We start from the raw sequence: 15,090 nt of genomic DNA, 5'->3' as shown, positions 1-15,090 counted from the left end.
GGGGCGTTCCGGTCAGCGGTTGATCTCGGCCCACAGGGTCGAGCTCATGCCGAACAGCTTGATGAAGCCTTCGGCTTCCTCCACGCCCCAGTCGGCGGACTGTGCATACGTCGCGCCCTTGGCGTTGAGGATGTGCGGGGACTTGACCGCCACCGCATCGACGCGGCCGCCGCGGGTCTCCAGTACCACCTCGCCGTTGACGGTGGCCTGCGAGGACTGCAGGAACGCCTCCAGGTCGGCCTTCAGCGGATCGTGGTAGAAGCCTTCGTACACCAGCTCGACCCACTTGCGCGCGATCTCGGGCTTGAAGCGGTTCTGCTGCTTGGTCAGCACGGTTTCTTCCAGCGCGCGATGCGCGGCCAGCAGCGACACCAGGCCGGGCGCTTCGAACACGATGCGGCCCTTCAGGCCGATCACCGTGTCGCCGGTGTACACGCCGCGGCCCACGCCGTACGGCGCGAACAAGGCGTTCAACTTCGCCAGCAACGCGGCGCCGCCGATGGCCTGGCCATCCAGGCTGACCGCTTCACCGTTCTTGAAGCCGACCTTGACGCGCAGCGGCTCCACCGGCCACTCGGCGCGCGGCGCGCACCAGCCGCGGGCACCCTCGCCCGGCGCTTCCCATTTGTCGATCTCGCCGCCGGACATGGTCAGGCCCAGCAGGTTCTCGTTGATGGTGTAGCTCTTCTGCTTGGCGCGCACGCCGAAGCCGCGTTCTTCCAGGTAGGCCTGCTCGTAGGCGCGGGTCTGCGTGTGTTCCTTCTGGATCTCGCGGATCGGCGCCACGATGCGGTAGTCGCCGCTGGCCTTCACGGCGAGGTCGAAGCGCACCTGGTCGTTGCCCATGCCGGTGCAACCATGCGCGATCGCGTTCGTGCCCAGCTCGGCCGCGCGCTTCAGCGCGGCGTCGACGATCAGATAGCGGTCGGACACCAGCAGCGGGTACTGGCCCTGGTAGCCCTCGCCCGCCCACACGAACGGCTTGACGAAGCCGTCCCAGATCGCAGGACCGCCATTGACGGTGACGTGGCTGGCCACGCCCAGGTCAGCGGCGCGCTGTTCGATGTAGGCGCGTTCTTCGGCATCCACGCCGCCGGTGTCGGCGAACACGGTGTGCACGTTCCAGCCGCGTTCCTTCAGATAGGGCACGCAGAAGCTGGTGTCGAGGCCGCCGGAGAAGGCGAGGACGATGTCGCGGCTTTCAGCCGCGGGATTGGGGATTCGGGATTCGGGATTCGTAGAAGTGCTTTGCTGCGACATGGGGGTATCTCTGTGAGGTAAAGATCTGGTCGAACTTCGGATGCGCTTTTGCGAATCCCTAATGCCGAATCCCTAATCCCGGCCGCCCACCAGGGCGGCCATGATCGCCTTCTGCACGTGCAGGCGGTTCTCGGCTTCGTCGATGGCGATGCACTGCGGCGAGTCCATCACGCCGTCGGTGGCCTTCACGTTGCGGCGCAGCGGCAGGCAGTGGCTGAAGACGCCGTTGTTGGTGAGCGCCATCTTGGCTTCGTCGACGATGAAGTGCTTGTACTGGTCGCGGATCGGCTTCTCGGGTTCCCAGTTCCCGAAGAACGGCAGCGCCCCCCAGCTCTTGGCGTAGACGACGTCGGCACCGCGGTAGGCGCTCTCGATGTCGTGGCTGACGCGCAGCGAACCGCCGCTTTCGGCGACGTTCTGCTCGGCCCAGCCCATGTAGCGCTCATCGAGCACATAGTCCGGGGTCGGACACAGCAGGGTCACATCCATGCCCAGACGGGTCGCGATGGTCAGCGCGGAGTTGGCGACCGCGGTGTTCAGCGGCTTGGGGTGGTAGGTCCAGGTAAGCACGTATTTCTTGCCGCGCAGATCGGACGTGCCGAAATGTTCCTGCAGCGCCAGCGCGTGCGCCAGTTCCTGGCAGGGATGGGTGATCGTCTCCATGTTGATCACCGGTACCGGCGAGTACTTGGCGAAGGACTTCAGGACAATGTCCTCACGGTCGTAGGCCCAGTCGACGAACTTCGGGAACGCACGCACGCCGATCAGGTCCACGTAGCGGCCGAGCACCTTGGCCACCTCGGCGATGTGCTCTTCGGTGTCGCCGTCCATCACCGTGCCCAGGTTGAACTCGATGGGCCATGCGTCCTTGCCCGGCTGCAGCACCACCGCATGACCACCCAGCTGGAACGCGCCCAGTTCGAAGCTGGTGCGGGTGCGCATGGACGGATTGAAGAACACCAGCGCGATCGACTTGCCCTTCAGCGCATCGCCCAGCTTGTGCTGCTTGTAGAGGGCGGCCTGCGTGAGCAAGGCGTCCAGTTCGCTGCGGCTCCAGTCCTGCGTGTTCAAGAAGTGCTTCATTACGGCATCCTGGTTTCGGGAATGTGGCATTGCGGGGATCAGAAACGAAAAAACCCAGCCTCTGGCTGGGTTTCCGGTGAACAAGCGACGACGTCCGGGGTACCCAGCTAGTGGCAGGATTCCGGTCGACGGGCACGCGACGTCATGCTCGAGGCCTGGGAGGCCGCGCTGGCTGCATGGGCGTGTGCGTTCATCTTCATGGGCGCGAATGCTCGCATGTGCTGCGGCGCAGCGCAAGGCTACGTTGGTCGGAGCCGCAGTCAGGGCGTGCTGGCGGCTGGCTGCATCGGGGTGACGTAGGGCACCACGGAGACTCGGATCCGAAGACGGTTGCCGGGATCCTCGGCAAGGCGGGAGCGATACTTCACGCCTTTGTAGATGTAGTCCACGTCATAGGCGATGGGGCGCTGGAACTCCCGTTCCACCGGCACCACCCGGCAGTTGGTGCGGACCGTCGTGGTCGGCGCAGCCACCGGCGGCGACGCCGCCTGCTCGCCACCGCCGAACCAACCCTTCACCGAACTGACCACCTTCGACCAGCGGCTCTCGTCCTGGGTGACGGGTTCGGGTTTGGGCGCGGGGACTTCGTCGCACCGCTGCTCGGTACGGGTCGCCCGCAGGGTCTGGTACACCGGCTCCACGCTCAGCACCTGTGCGTAGTCCAGCCGCACGTTCTCCGTCGGGATCACCCGCTCCTGCGCCATGGCGGGCGCGCAGGCGAGCAAGCAGGACAGGAGAAGGACGGCGCGGAAGCGGTGCATGTGGCCTGTAAGTGGTATCCCGGTGTCACAGTGTAGGCGTCGCGCCTTGAGTGGGGCTGAATATCGGACATCGAACGCGACCAAGTGCCCGCCGCGGACGCAAAAGGTAGAATCGGTCGGGTATCCCCTGCCCCACGCCCATGACCCTGCGCCTGCACAACAACCTGACGCGCCGGGTCGAGCCGTTCGCGCCGCTCGATCCCGCTTGCCCCACGATGTACGTCTGCGGGCCCACCGTCTACAACTACGTCCATATCGGCAACGCGCGTGGCCCCGTGGTGTTCGGCGTGCTGGCCGCCCTGCTGCGGCGCCGCTACGGCCAGCTGCGCTACGCGCGCAACATCACCGACGTGGACGACAAGATCAACGCCGCCGCCAAGGAACTGGGCGTGGCGATCTCGGCCATCACCGACCGCTACGCCGCGGCCTACCGCGAGGACATGGCCGGGCTTGGCGTGACAGGCGAATTCGCTCCGGACATCGAGCCGGCGGCGACCGCTCATATCCCGCACATCATCGCGATGATCGAGCAGCTGATCGCCGGCGGGCACGCCTATGCGGCCCAAGGTCATGTGCTGTTTGCGGTAGGCAGCTTTGCCGAGTACGGCAAGCTCTCGCGTCGCGATCCGGAAGAAATGCTGGCCGGCGCCCGCGTCGAGGTGGCACCGTACAAGCGCGACCCGGGCGATTTCGTGCTGTGGAAGCCCTCCACGCCGGACCTGCCGGGCTGGGACTCGCCCTGGGGCGTCGGCCGACCCGGCTGGCATATCGAATGCTCGGCGATGGCCGCCGCGCACCTCGGCGAGACCATCGACATCCACGCCGGCGGCGTGGACCTGCAGTTCCCGCACCACGAGAACGAAGTGGCGCAGAGCGAATGCGCGCATAAGCACGCCGATGGCTCGCACAAGACGTTCGCGCGCTTCTGGCTGCACAACGGCATGCTGAATTTCGGCGGTGCCAAGATGAGCAAGTCGCTGGGCAATATCGAGAAAGTGAACGACCTGCTGCAGCAGCATCCGCCGGAAGCGCTCCGCTACGCCCTGCTCTCGGCGCACTACCGGCAGCCGCTGGACTGGTCGGAGGCGCTGGTGGAGCAATCGAAGAACACGCTGGATCGGCTGTACGGCACCTTGCGCGACCTGGACGTTGTGGAGGCTGTCGCGGTGACGCCGCAGGTCATCGAGAACGCACTCGACGATGATCTGAATACGCCGCAGGCGCTGGCCGAGATCGCGCGCATCGCATCCGAGGCACGCAAGGCGTTCGGCGACGCGGAGAAACAGCGCCTGAAAAGCGAGCTGCTCGGCGCCGGTCGCGTGCTCGGCCTGTTGCAGCAGGATCCCGCCGAATGGTTCGGCCGTGGCACCTCGTCCGCTGACGACGCGCGCATCCAGGCGCTGATCGACGAACGCGCGGCGGCGAAGCAGTCGCGCGACTTCGCCCGTTCCGACGCAATCCGTGATCAGCTGGCGGCCGAGGGCATCCTGCTGGAAGACACGCCGCAGGGCGTGCGCTGGAAGCGGGCCTGATCCATCCCCATCAGGGAGCCGGCGACGCCGCGCTCCCGGAATTCCCATGACCGACACGATCTTCCCGCTCGAACCGACCGCCGCCGATGCGCAAGCGGCCATCAAGGACGAATTCGCCTTCTTCAGCGATTGGTCCGAACGCTACCAGTACCTGATCGACCTGGGCCGCAAGCTGCCGCCGTTCCCGGACGATTGGAAGCGCGAGGAGCATCGCCTGCTCGGCTGCCAGTCGATGGTCTGGATCGTGCCCCAGGGCGATGCCGCGAAGCTGGATTTCCACGCCGTCAGCGACTCAGCGATCGTCTCGGGCCTGATCTTCCTGGCTCTGCGCGTCTATTCGGGACGATCGGCCGCCGAGATCCTGGAAACCACGCCGGACTACATCGCCGACATCGGCCTGGCCAAGCACCTCTCGCCTACCCGCAGCAACGGCCTGGCCTCACTGCTGGCCTTCATCCGCGAGACGGCCGCACACGCGAAGTGAGCGACGGCCGGGCCCCTTCCGCCTTCTCGCTGCTGCGCAACCGCGGCTATGCGGCGGTATTGGCGTACCGCATCTGCGCGCTGCTGTCGTACCAGATCGTCGCGGTCACGGTCGGCTGGCATATTTACGAACTGACCCGCGACACCTTCTCGCTGGGCTTGGTGGGCCTGGCTGAAGTGCTGCCGTTCTTCTGCGTGGCGCCGTTCGCGGGCTATCTGGTCGACCACCTGCCGCGGCGCCGCGTCGGCATGGTGGCATGCGCGGCACTGGCGACGACCGCGGTGATCCTGGTGGCGGTGTCCGCCGGCTGGCTGCCTTTCCGCGGGACCTGGCCGATCTACGCTGCGATCGCGCTGACGGGCATGGCGCGCTCGTTCCTCAGTCCCGTCTACAACGCGCTGTTCGCCAAGGTACTGCCACGCGAGGATTTCGTGCGCGCAGCCGGTCTGGGCAGTGTGATCTTCCAGGCCGCACTGGTCACCGGGCCGGCGCTGGGCGGCGTGCTGGTGGGATTCGGCGGCAAGACGCTTTCGTATGCGATCGCCGTGGTGTTCGCCCTGCTGGCCGCGAGCGTGCTGGCCCGGCTGAAGGTGGAAGAGCCCGGTCCTCCGGCCGTGAGCCTGCCCGTGTTCGCGAGCATCGCGCAGGGCGCGCGATTCGTCTGGAACAACCAGATCATGCTCGGCGCGATGGCGCTGGACATGTTCTCGGTACTGCTCGGCGGCGTGGTGGCGATGCTGCCGGCGTTCATCCACGACATCCTGCATTACGGCCCGGAGGGCCTGGGCATCCTCCGCGGGATGCCGGCGGCGGGCTCGGTCTGCGTCGGCCTCTGGCTGGCGCGCCACCCGCTTCAGAAGCACGCCGGTCGTGTGCTGCTGTTCGCGGTGATGGGCTTCGGCCTGAGCGTGATCGCGTTCGGCCTGTCGCGGAGCTTCTGGCTGTCGGCGGCCATCCTGCTGTTCTACGGCATGTGCGATGGCGTGTCGGTGGTGGTGCGCTCGACCATCCTGCAGCTGTCCACGCCGGACGAGATGCGTGGGCGCGTGTCATCGATCAATGGCATCTTCGTCAGCTCGTCGAACGAGCTGGGCGCGTTCTACGCCGGGACGATGGCCAAACTGCTCGGCCTGGTGCCTGCCGTCATCATCGGGGGCTTCGCCATCCTCTCCGTCGCTGGTATCACCGCCTGGACGGCGCCGCGACTGCGGCGACTGGACCTGCGCGAACTGCAATAGCCGGCACGCCGCAGCCCCGCAAAGAAAAACCCCGCCGAGGCGGGGTTCTTCATGTGCGGAACCGGCAGGACTCAGTCGCCCTGCTGCTTCTGCAGGTGCTCCCAGCGCTCCTGGGCATCGATGGTGCGCTCGGCCGTCAGGCGCGCCTCAAGGCGATCCAGGCCGATCTCTTCGCCGGTGTCGACGCAGTAGCCGTAGTCGCCGCCTTCCAGGCGCTTGAGCGTGCTGTCGATCTTGCCGATCAGCTTGCGGTAGCGGTCGCGGGTGCGCAGCTCCAGGGAGTTCTCGGTCTCGCGGGTCGCACGCTCGGCTTCGTCGCCGATGTCGCGGACTTCGTCCTTGAGGTTCTCGATGGTCTGCTTGGACTCCTCGACCAGATCAGCGCGCCACTGCAACAGGCGCTGGCGGAAGTACTCGAGCTGCAACGGGCTCATGTACTCCTCTTCGGGCGAGGGCTTGTAACCGGTCGGCACGATCGGACGGCCGGTGGCTTCGTCGGTCTTGTAGGGCACTTCTTTCACCTTGCCGCGCACGACCGGCGCCGCAGGCTTGGCGGCCACGGCCACCGCGACCTTGCCCACGGGGCGAGGGGTGACGGCGGGACGTGCGCTCACGGGAACTGCAGCGGGGGTCGGGGCTTTGGCGGGTTTGCTATTGGATTTCGGGACTGGCACAGGCTTCGGGGGGGACGGAACCTTGGCGGCGGGGGCCGGAGCCGGGGCGGCTGCCTTGGGGGCAGGCGCCGGGGCGGGAGACTTGGTCGCTGCCGCGGTGGGGGCGGACTTTGCCGGAGCCGGCTTGGCGGCGGGCTTCGGTGCAGGCTTGGCGGGAGCGGGCTTCGTGGCCTTAGCCGGCGCCTTCACGGGCGCTGCCTTGGCCGCGGGCGCCTTGAGGGCCGGTGCGGGCTTCTTGGCGACTGCGGGCTTGACCGTTTGCTTGACCGGTGCGGCCTTCTTCGCCACCGGCTTGGCAGCCGGCTTCTTCACCGGCGCCGCCTTCTGGGCGACGGGTTTCTTGGCGACGGGCTTGGCGGCCGCTTTCTTCGTCACCGGCTTGGGGGCCGGCTTCTTGGCGACAGCCTTCTTGGCGACAGCCTTCTTGGCGACGGTCTGAGCGGGTTTCTTGGCGGCCTTGGCGGCCTTCTTCGCAGGTTTCTTTGCAGCCACGAACAGCGCTTCCTTGTTCTTCCCGAGCATCGGGAAAGCGCGCTTTTATAGCCTACCCGGGAGGCAGCGGCAACCCGACGGGGTATCATCGGACGCATGCTCTCCCGCCTGCTCATCCTTTTGCTGAAGGGCTACAAGCGCTTCATCAGCCCTATGCTAGGGCCGCGCTGCCGCTTCGTGCCCTCCTGTTCGGAGTACGCCATGGAGGCGATCGGCCGGTTCGGACCAGTGAAGGGCGGCTGGCTGGCGATGCTGCGGATCGCCCGCTGCCACCCGCTGCACCCCGGCGGCCATGATCCTGTACCGTCCGCGTGCGGCCACGCGCACCCCTCTTCCCCCCGCTCCTCCAGGAACTCCTGATGCCCGCCACCGTCATCGTCAACGCCCGCCTGGTCAACGAAGGTCGCGTCACCGAGGGTGACCTGCGCATCGAAAACGGCCGCATCGCCCGCATTGCCGCCGAGATCCGTCCCCAGGGCGAGGACACCGTGATCGACGCCGCCGGCCGCCTGCTGCTGCCGGGGATGATCGACGACCAGGTGCATTTCCGTGAGCCCGGCATGCCCCACAAGGGCGACATGGCCACCGAATCGGCAGCGGCCGTGGCCGGTGGCCTGACCACGTTCATGGACATGCCCAACACCAGCCCGCCGACGCTGGATGCCGCGGCGCTGGAGGACAAGTACCAGCGTGCGAAGGGCCGGGCCTGGGGCAACTACGGTTTCTACTTGGGCGCCAGCAACGACAACCTGGAAGCGATCCGCACGCTGGACCCCAAGACTGCGCCGGGCATCAAGGTGTTCATGGGCGCCTCCACCGGCAATATGCTGGTCGACAATCCGGACACGCTGGACGCGATCTTCCGCGAGGCGCCCACACCGATCATCACCCACTGCGAAGACACGCCGACCATCGACGCCAACCTTGCCGCGTTCCAGGCCAAGTACGGCGACGCGTTGAACGCGGAACACCACCCGGACATCCGCAGCCGCGAGGCCTGCATAAAGTCCACGCGATTGGCGATGTCGCTGGCGCGCAAGCACGGCACCCGGCTGCACGTGCTGCACATCTCCACCGCCGACGAGCTGGCGCTGTTCACGCCCGGCCCGCTGGTGCACCCGGACGGCGCGCGCAAGCGCATCACCGCAGAGACCTGCATCCACTTCCTGCGCTTCGACCGCGCGGACTACGCCGCGCTGGGCAACCTGATCAAGTGCAATCCCGCCATCAAGGACGCCAGCGACCGCGAGGCGTTGATCAAGGCCCTGGTGGACGACGTGATCGACGTGCTCGCCACCGACCATGCGCCGCATACGCTGGAAGAGAAGGAAAAGCCCTACGTGCAGGCGCCGTCCGGCCTGCCGCTGGTGCAGTACGCGCTGGTCGCCGCATTGGAGCTGGTGCACGAGAAGCGCATGGACGTCACCCGCGTGGTGCAGAAGTTCGCCCACGCGCCGGCGCAGTTGTTCGACGTGAAGGAGCGCGGTTACCTGCGCGAAGGCTATTTCGCGGACCTGGTCCTGATCGATGACGAGCCCTTCACGGTGAAGCGCGAGGACGTGCTGTCCAAGGTGGGCTGGTCGCCGTTCGAGGGCCGCACCTTCCGCTCGCGGATCGGCGCCACCTGGGTCAACGGCCGCATGGTCTGGAACGGCGAACACCTCGTGGGCACGCCGAACGGCCAGCGTCTGGAGTTCGAACGTTGAAGACGGCGGTCGCGGCGCTGCTCGCCGCGATCTGCATGGGCGGTTCGGCGCGCGTGGTGGCGCAGGACGTCTCGGTCGCGCCGGCGACCGACGAACGCGTGATCTTCCCTACAAGCGTGTCCCAAGGAGCCCTGGTCTTCGGCAAGGTGCCGCCCGGCAGTCAGGTTGACTACCGGGGACGGATCCTGCGCACAACGGCCTACGGTACGGTGGTATTCGGCGTGGGCCGCGACGAAACCGGGCCGCTCTTGGTGCAGGTGACTTCGCCGTCCGGCCGCAGCGAGTCGGCCACGGTCCATGTGACGCCGCGCGACTGGCCCGTCGAGCACGTCAACGGCGTGCCACCCAAAGCGGTCAATCCACCGCCCGAGATCGCCGCGCGCGTCGAGCGCGAACAGGCGCTGGTGACCGCCGCGCGCCTGCGCGACGACGAGCGCACCGATTTCGCCTAACCCTTCCAGTGGCCAGTGCAGGGCCGCATCAGTGGACGCTTCGACAATGCGCGCGTCTACAACGGGCAGCCCGGCGCCGGTCATTCCGGGATGGACATCGCCGCGCCGACCGGCACGCCGGTGAAGGCACCGGCAGGTGACGTGGTGACGTTCGCCGCGCCGGACCTCTACCTCACGGGAGGCACGGTGCTGCTCGACCAAGGGTATGGCATCAGCTCGAACTTCCTGCACCTGTCGCGCATCGACGTGAAGGTGGGCGACCGCATCGAGCCCGGACAGGTGATCGGCGCCGTCGGCGCCACCGGCCGCGCGACGGGGCCGCATCTGCATTGGGGGATGAACTGGTTCGATACCCGCATCGACCCGCTGCTGGTGCTCGAACGCGGGAAGTGACCCACCCTGCTGTCGTGGGAGCGACGTAAGTCGCGAAGCTTTGCTTTGAGAGCGATCGCGACTTACGTCGCTCCCACATCCGGCAACCGAGGCCTCAGTCGTTGCTGCCGCTGACGCGGGCGACCGCGTCGTGCGGGTGTAGGCTCTCGTAGTGCGCCACGGTGGCGTCGTAACGGGCGATGCGCGGATCGCCGGCGAGCACGGAAGCGACGCGACGGGCCGCGTCTTCGCAGAACATCAGGTTTTCGGCGTTGAGGCGGGCGAAGGCCTGCTCGTCCACGCGCTTGACGGCCGTCTGCACCGGAGTGGCCAGCGCGGCCTCAAGCGCATCCACCAAGGCCACCAGCGGAAGTTCGTCGAACTGCGGACGCAGTTCGACGCGCACGCTGGCACGGCTGCGCTGCGCATGCGGCGTGGCGGCCAGGCCGCGCTCGGAGGCGAGCCAGTCATGCACCACGTTTACCGACAGCGGGCGCGCGGCGGCGAAATCTTCGGCGAAGCGCTCCGCGTTGGCCTGGCGCGACAGCGCGGCCGACGCCGGGCAGGTGCTGGAATACTCGACGGCGAACGACAGCGCCAGCACGAGATGGCCATCGGCAAGGGTGGCTTCGATCTCGACCGGATAGCGCTTCCAGCCCGCGTAATCGCTCTCCAGCGCCTTGCGCTGAAGCAGGGCTTCGTAGCGGATGCGCAGGCGCGCCTGCGTCGCCAGGCCCGCTTGGGACTCGACGCTGGTCTGCAGCAGGTGGCGCAGCCCTGCGGGGGTGATGGCCTCACGCGCCAGGCCGTCCTGCAGTTCTAGGTAGAGCCGGGACATGTGGATACCGCGTGCATCCGCATTGGCCAGGTTCACCGACAGGTCGATGCTGGCGGCGACCTGCAGTTGCCCGCCCTGCCCGTCCGGAATGCGGACCGGCAAGGCGATGTTCTCCATGCCCACCCAGTCCAGCGGACGCGCCAGCGGCACGCGCTGGTGGGCGACGTCAGGCAGGTCGGCGCGGGGCGCTACGGGGAGCGAGGAGGTCATCGTCATGCACGGGGGAGTGGGTGCCGCGCATTGTACCCCCAGCCCTGAATCGCCAGATGAAACAGTCCGTTACGACACCTTCCGCAGGCTATCGCGGCGATAGGCTGCGCGTTCAGTCGCCGCGCGCGGCACGCCAGCCGGTGAACAGCAGCGCCGCTCGCGACGGCAGCGGCGCGGGTTCGCCGCGGCGGGCGAATCGACGCAAGCGCCCCTGCGCGTAAGCCGACAACAGGCGACGCTCGCGGGCGCACGGGGCGGACGGCCACCGCTCGTCCAGCAATGCAGACCACGCACGCAGGCTGTCGGTATCGCCCCTGCCCTGCGTGACGTCCATCGGAACCGCGCTCGGCCCCACTTCCGCGAGTCGCGTGGCCAGCATCTGCGCCACGACCGCCTTCGACGCGGGCGCACGGCCGAGTACGCCAGCCTCCACGGCTGCGACCGCTTCCCCGTAATGCGATAGGGAACCGAAAGCCGCGTCGGTGCTCACCGCGCGCGCGCGCGCCTCGGCCAGCGACGGCAGCGCGTCGGCCAGCCGCGCCCATTCGGCGCGCACGGGCTCAAGGCGACGCCCTAAAGGATGGCGCGAGCGGTGGGTAGCCCAGCCACGCAATTCCTCGCCCCACCACGCCAGCTTGGCGTCCGCCGGCAGCGGATCGCCGGCGATGTTCAGGACGGCGTCGAACTCCTGCAGCAACGCGAACCACGCCACTGCGATGTCGCGTCGAGCCGGCGCGACGAACACTTCGGCCACCGACCATTCCGGCCAGCGGGCACGCCATTTGTCCATGAAGCTGTCGAGGGCGGCGGAATCGGACATGCGGTGGAACTCTGTAGGAGCGATGTAGGTCGCGACCGTGGTGCCCATGCACACGAGCGACCGAACGCAGCGCGTTTTTGCCTATGCCAGTGAAACAACCGAACCCGCAGCCGTGCGGTCGCGACTTACCGGCCCCGGCATGCCGGGGCCACTCCTACAACGGCTGGGGTCGTGGGCCACGCTGCCGGCTCGATCAGCATCCGGGCCTCTTCAACCATCACGTCCGCCAACCACAGCGCAGGCTCTTCGTGCGCCTGCCGGTATCCCCACAACGCTGCGATGGACGGCATGCCCGCGGCACGCGCGGACACGATGTCGCGCTCGTCGTCGCCCACGTACACGCAGTCAGCGATGGCGATGCCGATGCGCTGGGCCGCGACCTGCAGCGGCAGCGGATGCGGCTTCTTCTCGGCCAAGGTGTCGCCACCGATCAGCACGGCGCAGCGGGTTTCCCAGCCGAGCTGCGGCAGGATGTCGCGCGCCAAGTATTCCGGCTTGTTGGTGACGATACCCCACGTGCTGCCCGCCGCCTCCAGCGCGGCCAGCATCTCGGCGACGCCGTCGAACAGCACGCTGTGCCGGCCCAGTTCCTCGTGGTAGATCGCCAGGAATTCGGGAACCATCGCCTCGCGGGGCGCCTGCTCCATATCGGGGAACGCGGCGGCGAGCATCGCGCGCGCGCCCTTGGACACGTGCGGCCGCAGAACCTCCAGCGTCATCGGCGCGACGCCGCGCGACGCACGCATGCGGTTGGCGGTGGCGAGCATGTCCGGCGCGCTGTCCAGCAGAGTGCCGTCCAGGTCGAACAACGCAGCGCGCGGAAACCCCGCGACGGTCATGCCTTCACCGCGCAGGCCAGGTAGTTCACGTCGGTACGCGAGGACAACCGCGCGCGGTGGCGCCACGGCTCGTAGGCCAGTCCCGTCACGTTCTCCAACTGGAACCCCGCTTCGCGCAGCCAACGAGCGAGTTCGGAAGGCCGTATGAATTCCTGGTAGTGGTGCGTGCCCTTGGGCAGCAGGCGTGCGATGTACTCTGCGCCGACGATCGCCAGCGCGAACGCGGCAGGCGTGCGGTTGAGCGTGGACAGGAACAGCCGGCCGCCAGGCTTCAGCAGCGTGTGGCAGGCGCGGATGATCGAGGCCGGATCGGGCACGTGCTCCAGCATTTCCATGCAGGTGACGACGTCGAAGGTGCCGGGACGTTCCTCGGCCAGCGATTCCACCGAGCGCAGCTGATAGTCCACCTGTACGCCGGACTCGAGGCGATGCAGGCGCGCCACCTTCACCAGTTCGGGCGCCAGGTCGATCGCGGTGACCTGCGCGCCTTCCCGCGCCAGGGCTTCGCTCAGCAACCCGCCACCGCAGCCGACGTCCAGGGCGGTGGCGCCGGCGAGACGGGCGCGGTCGCGCACGTACTGCACGCGGACGGGGTTGAGCGCATGCAGCGCCTTCTGGGGACCATCGGGGTCCCACCAGCGGTTGGCGAGCGCGCCGAACTTGTCGAGCTCGGCCTGGCTGAAGTTGTCGTCGCGGGGCGCAGTCGTGGTCGTCATGGGGTCATTGTAGATCGGACCCGGCCACGACGCCGTCACGCACGGCTCAGGACAGGCGGATGCCGGCGATCCGCTCGCGCCACTGGCGCGCGTTCGCGATCACGCCGTCGATGTCGATATCCACCAAGGTGCGCTGCAGCAGCTTGGCCCGCCCCGCGATCCACACGTCGCTGACGTGCTGACGCCCGGTTGCGTAAATCAGCTGCGACACCACGTGGTGGAGCGGCTGGGTTTCCAGCGCGGACAGGTCCACGCAGACCAGATCGGCCTGCTTGCCCGGTTCGATGGAACCCACCTGGTCGTCGAAACCGATCGCCTTCGCGCCGCCCAGCGTGGCCGCGCGCAGTGCGGAGAACGCATCCAGCGCCGCCGCATCCTGGGCGACCGCCTTCGCCAGCAACGCGGCCGTGCGGGTCTCGCTGAACATGTCCAGGTCGTTGTTGCTGGCGCAGCCGTCGGTGCCTACGGCCAGGTTCACGCCGGCGCGCTCCAGCGCACAGGCCGGGCAGAAACCGGAGGCAAGCTTGAGGTTGGATTCCGGGCAATGCACCACGCTGACGCCGCGCTCGGCGCAGAGATGGATCTCGGCCTCGGTGAGCTGGGTCATGTGGATGGCGATCAGGCGGTCGTTGACCAGGCCCAGCCGGTCCAGGCGCGCGATCGGACGCTGGCCGTGCTTCTCGATCGACTGCTCCACTTCCTGCGCTGTCTCGTGCAGGTGCAGGTGCACCGGCACATCCAGCTGGTCGGCCAGCATCCGCACCCGTTCGAAGTTGGCATCGTTGACGGTGTAAGGCGCGTGCGGGGCGAAGGCGGTCGCGATCAGGGCGTCGTCACGCCACTGGTCGTGTACTTCGCCGGCCTTCTCGAAGTATTCGTCGTCCGAGGTCGCCCAGGCGGTGGGGAAGTCGATCACCGGCAGGCCGACCCGCGCACGGAAACCGTAGCGCTTGTACGTGGCCGCCTGCACATCCGGGAAGAAGTAGTTCTCGTTGACGCAGGTGGTGCCGCCGCGGAGCATTTCCGCGATGGCCAGGGTGATGCCGTCGGCCACGAAATCCGGACCGATCACCGCGCCCTCGATGGGCCAGATGTGCTGCTGCAGCCATACCTTGAGCGGCAGGTCGTCGGCGACGCCACGCAGCAGGGTCATCGGGTTGTGCGTGTGCGCGTTCACCAGACCGGGGATCAGCGCCGCGTCCGGGCGCGACACGGTCTCGCGAGGCGCGAAGCGGGACCGCGCGTCCTGGCGCGGCAGGATCGCCACGATGCGGCCGCCGCTGACGGCAACCGCATGGTCTTCCAGCACGACCCCGTGCGGGACGACCGGCACCACGAAGCCGGCTTCAATCAACAGGTCGCAGGCGTCGGGGGTGCGGTCGCTCATGGGGCCTCGGCTCAGAATCCCAGCGTGTAGCTCAGGCCGATGGCGCCGGCGCCGAACAGCAGCCAGCACAGCAGCATCAGGGCCAGGGCACGTCCATAGCCCAGCCGCGGCACACTGGGGAACAGCCGCGGAAGGGTCGCGTTCCAGCACAGCATCACGCCCAGACCGGCGAGCAGCACGCCCACGGCCCAGCCGCCGAGATAGATCGCCAATGGCGGGATCACGT

15 protein-coding genes and 1 pseudogene are annotated in these 15,090 nt (G+C 67.8%); 6 read left to right on the top strand and 10 right to left on the bottom strand.

What is annotated here, in order from left to right:
- Window positions 1-12: 12 nt before the first annotated feature.
- The 3 genes from AC23D6_RS08010 to AC23D6_RS08000 all read right to left on the bottom strand — a co-directional run bounded on the left by AC23D6_RS08010 (window position 13) and on the right by AC23D6_RS08000 (window position 3,104).
- The gene (locus tag AC23D6_RS08010) at window positions 13-1,260 is read right to left on the bottom strand and encodes an argininosuccinate synthase (protein ID WP_487752229.1); all 1,248 of its coding nucleotides are present in this window, start codon (window positions 1,258-1,260) and stop codon (window positions 13-15) included.
- Window positions 1,261-1,332: 72 nt separating this feature from the next.
- Window positions 1,333-2,343: an N-acetylornithine carbamoyltransferase gene (locus tag AC23D6_RS08005; protein ID WP_487752228.1), complete on the bottom strand. Its 1,011-nt coding sequence runs from the start codon at window positions 2,341-2,343 to the stop codon at window positions 1,333-1,335.
- Between the two features lie 260 nt (window positions 2,344-2,603).
- Window positions 2,604-3,104 carry a hypothetical protein gene (locus AC23D6_RS08000; protein ID WP_487752227.1) on the bottom strand — a complete coding sequence of 167 codons (501 nt, stop codon included), beginning with the start codon at window positions 3,102-3,104 and terminating at the stop codon, window positions 2,604-2,606.
- Window positions 3,105-3,244: 140 nt separating this feature from the next.
- On the opposite strand from AC23D6_RS08000, the gene cysS reads away from it, so the two are divergent.
- Genes cysS through AC23D6_RS07985 form a run of 3 tightly spaced genes read left to right on the top strand, consistent with a single transcriptional unit; the run spans window position 3,245 to window position 6,358 of the window.
- A complete protein-coding gene (cysS, locus tag AC23D6_RS07995; RefSeq protein WP_487752226.1) occupies window positions 3,245-4,636 on the top strand; it encodes a cysteine--tRNA ligase in 1,392 nt (463 codons plus the stop codon).
- A 46-nt stretch (window positions 4,637-4,682) separates the two neighbouring features.
- On the top strand, window positions 4,683-5,120 hold the full coding sequence (locus tag AC23D6_RS07990; RefSeq protein ID WP_487752225.1) for a SufE family protein: 438 nt from the start codon (window positions 4,683-4,685) through the stop codon (window positions 5,118-5,120).
- Window positions 5,117-6,358, top strand: coding sequence for an MFS transporter (locus tag AC23D6_RS07985; RefSeq protein ID WP_487752224.1), 1,242 nt, complete (start codon window positions 5,117-5,119; stop codon window positions 6,356-6,358). The genes AC23D6_RS07990 and AC23D6_RS07985 overlap by 4 nt, the downstream gene beginning before the upstream one ends.
- 71 nt (window positions 6,359-6,429) lie before the next feature.
- Here the strand turns inward: AC23D6_RS07985 and dksA are convergent, their stop codons facing one another.
- Window positions 6,430-7,524, bottom strand: coding sequence for an RNA polymerase-binding protein DksA (dksA, locus tag AC23D6_RS07980; protein WP_487752596.1), 1,095 nt, complete (start codon window positions 7,522-7,524; stop codon window positions 6,430-6,432).
- A gap of 96 nt (window positions 7,525-7,620) precedes the next feature.
- Between dksA and yidD the strand changes: the two genes are divergently transcribed.
- From yidD to AC23D6_RS07965, 3 genes and pseudogenes are all read left to right on the top strand, one after another.
- Entirely contained in the window at window positions 7,621-7,884 is a 264-nt protein-coding gene (gene yidD / locus AC23D6_RS07975; protein ID WP_487752223.1) for a membrane protein insertion efficiency factor YidD, read from the top strand.
- Entirely contained in the window at window positions 7,884-9,230 is a 1,347-nt protein-coding gene (locus AC23D6_RS07970; RefSeq protein ID WP_487752222.1) for a dihydroorotase, read from the top strand. The genes yidD and AC23D6_RS07970 overlap by 1 nt, the downstream gene beginning before the upstream one ends.
- A 35-nt stretch (window positions 9,231-9,265) precedes the next feature.
- Window positions 9,266-10,075, top strand: a pseudogene (locus AC23D6_RS07965) (M23 family metallopeptidase).
- A gap of 94 nt (window positions 10,076-10,169) precedes the next feature.
- Here the strand turns inward: AC23D6_RS07965 and folE2 are convergent.
- The 6 genes from folE2 to AC23D6_RS07935 all read right to left on the bottom strand — a co-directional run bounded on the left by folE2 (window position 10,170) and on the right by AC23D6_RS07935 (window position 15,088).
- Entirely contained in the window at window positions 10,170-11,102 is a 933-nt protein-coding gene (gene folE2 / locus AC23D6_RS07960; protein WP_487752221.1) for a GTP cyclohydrolase FolE2, read from the bottom strand.
- A 112-nt stretch (window positions 11,103-11,214) separates the two neighbouring features.
- Window positions 11,215-11,922 (bottom strand): phytoene/squalene synthase family protein, encoded by a 708-nt coding sequence (locus AC23D6_RS07955; protein ID WP_487752220.1) that lies wholly within the window; start codon window positions 11,920-11,922, stop codon window positions 11,215-11,217.
- A gap of 125 nt (window positions 11,923-12,047) precedes the next feature.
- Window positions 12,048-12,761: a phosphoglycolate phosphatase gene (locus tag AC23D6_RS07950; RefSeq protein WP_487752219.1), complete on the bottom strand. Its 714-nt coding sequence runs from the start codon at window positions 12,759-12,761 to the stop codon at window positions 12,048-12,050.
- Window positions 12,758-13,477, bottom strand: a complete 720-nt coding sequence (ubiG, locus tag AC23D6_RS07945) for a bifunctional 2-polyprenyl-6-hydroxyphenol methylase/3-demethylubiquinol 3-O-methyltransferase UbiG (RefSeq protein ID WP_487752218.1) — start codon at window positions 13,475-13,477, stop codon at window positions 12,758-12,760. Before ubiG ends, AC23D6_RS07950 begins: the two co-directional genes overlap by 4 nt.
- 46 nt (window positions 13,478-13,523) lie before the next feature.
- A complete protein-coding gene (locus AC23D6_RS07940; RefSeq protein ID WP_487752217.1) occupies window positions 13,524-14,864 on the bottom strand; it encodes a TRZ/ATZ family hydrolase in 1,341 nt (446 codons plus the stop codon).
- Window positions 14,865-14,875: 11 nt separating this feature from the next.
- Complete coding sequence (locus AC23D6_RS07935; protein ID WP_487752216.1) at window positions 14,876-15,088, bottom strand: hypothetical protein; 213 nt, start codon at window positions 15,086-15,088, stop codon at window positions 14,876-14,878.
- Window positions 15,089-15,090: the final 2 nt, after the last annotated feature.

It is taken from the genome of Pseudoxanthomonas sp. G3 (assembly GCF_057654715.1).
The sequence above is the reverse complement of the archived record's forward strand: the minus strand, read 5'-3'. Positions and strand labels throughout refer to the sequence as shown.

Bases quoted from the DNA above. Each gene is read 5' to 3' on its own strand.
- AC23D6_RS08000 (WP_487752227.1), bottom strand. From the start codon at position 3,104: ATGCACCGCTTCCGCGCCGTCCTTCTCCTGTCCTGCTTGCTCGCCTGC.
- AC23D6_RS07970 (WP_487752222.1), top strand. From the start codon at position 7,884: ATGCCCGCCACCGTCATCGTCAACGCCCGCCTGGTCAACGAAGGTCGC.
- AC23D6_RS07950 (WP_487752219.1), bottom strand. From the start codon at position 12,761: ATGACCGTCGCGGGGTTTCCGCGCGCTGCGTTGTTCGACCTGGACGGC.
- folE2 (WP_487752221.1), bottom strand. From the start codon at position 11,102: ATGACCTCCTCGCTCCCCGTAGCGCCCCGCGCCGACCTGCCTGACGTC.
- AC23D6_RS07990 (WP_487752225.1), top strand. From the start codon at position 4,683: ATGACCGACACGATCTTCCCGCTCGAACCGACCGCCGCCGATGCGCAA.
- AC23D6_RS07955 (WP_487752220.1), bottom strand. From the start codon at position 11,922: ATGTCCGATTCCGCCGCCCTCGACAGCTTCATGGACAAATGGCGTGCC.
- cysS (WP_487752226.1), top strand. From the start codon at position 3,245: ATGACCCTGCGCCTGCACAACAACCTGACGCGCCGGGTCGAGCCGTTC.
- AC23D6_RS08005 (WP_487752228.1), bottom strand. From the start codon at position 2,343: ATGAAGCACTTCTTGAACACGCAGGACTGGAGCCGCAGCGAACTGGAC.
- AC23D6_RS07940 (WP_487752217.1), bottom strand. From the start codon at position 14,864: ATGAGCGACCGCACCCCCGACGCCTGCGACCTGTTGATTGAAGCCGGC.
- yidD (WP_487752223.1), top strand. From the start codon at position 7,621: ATGCTCTCCCGCCTGCTCATCCTTTTGCTGAAGGGCTACAAGCGCTTC.
- AC23D6_RS08010 (WP_487752229.1), bottom strand. From the start codon at position 1,260: ATGTCGCAGCAAAGCACTTCTACGAATCCCGAATCCCGAATCCCCAAT.
- ubiG (WP_487752218.1), bottom strand. From the start codon at position 13,477: ATGACGACCACGACTGCGCCCCGCGACGACAACTTCAGCCAGGCCGAG.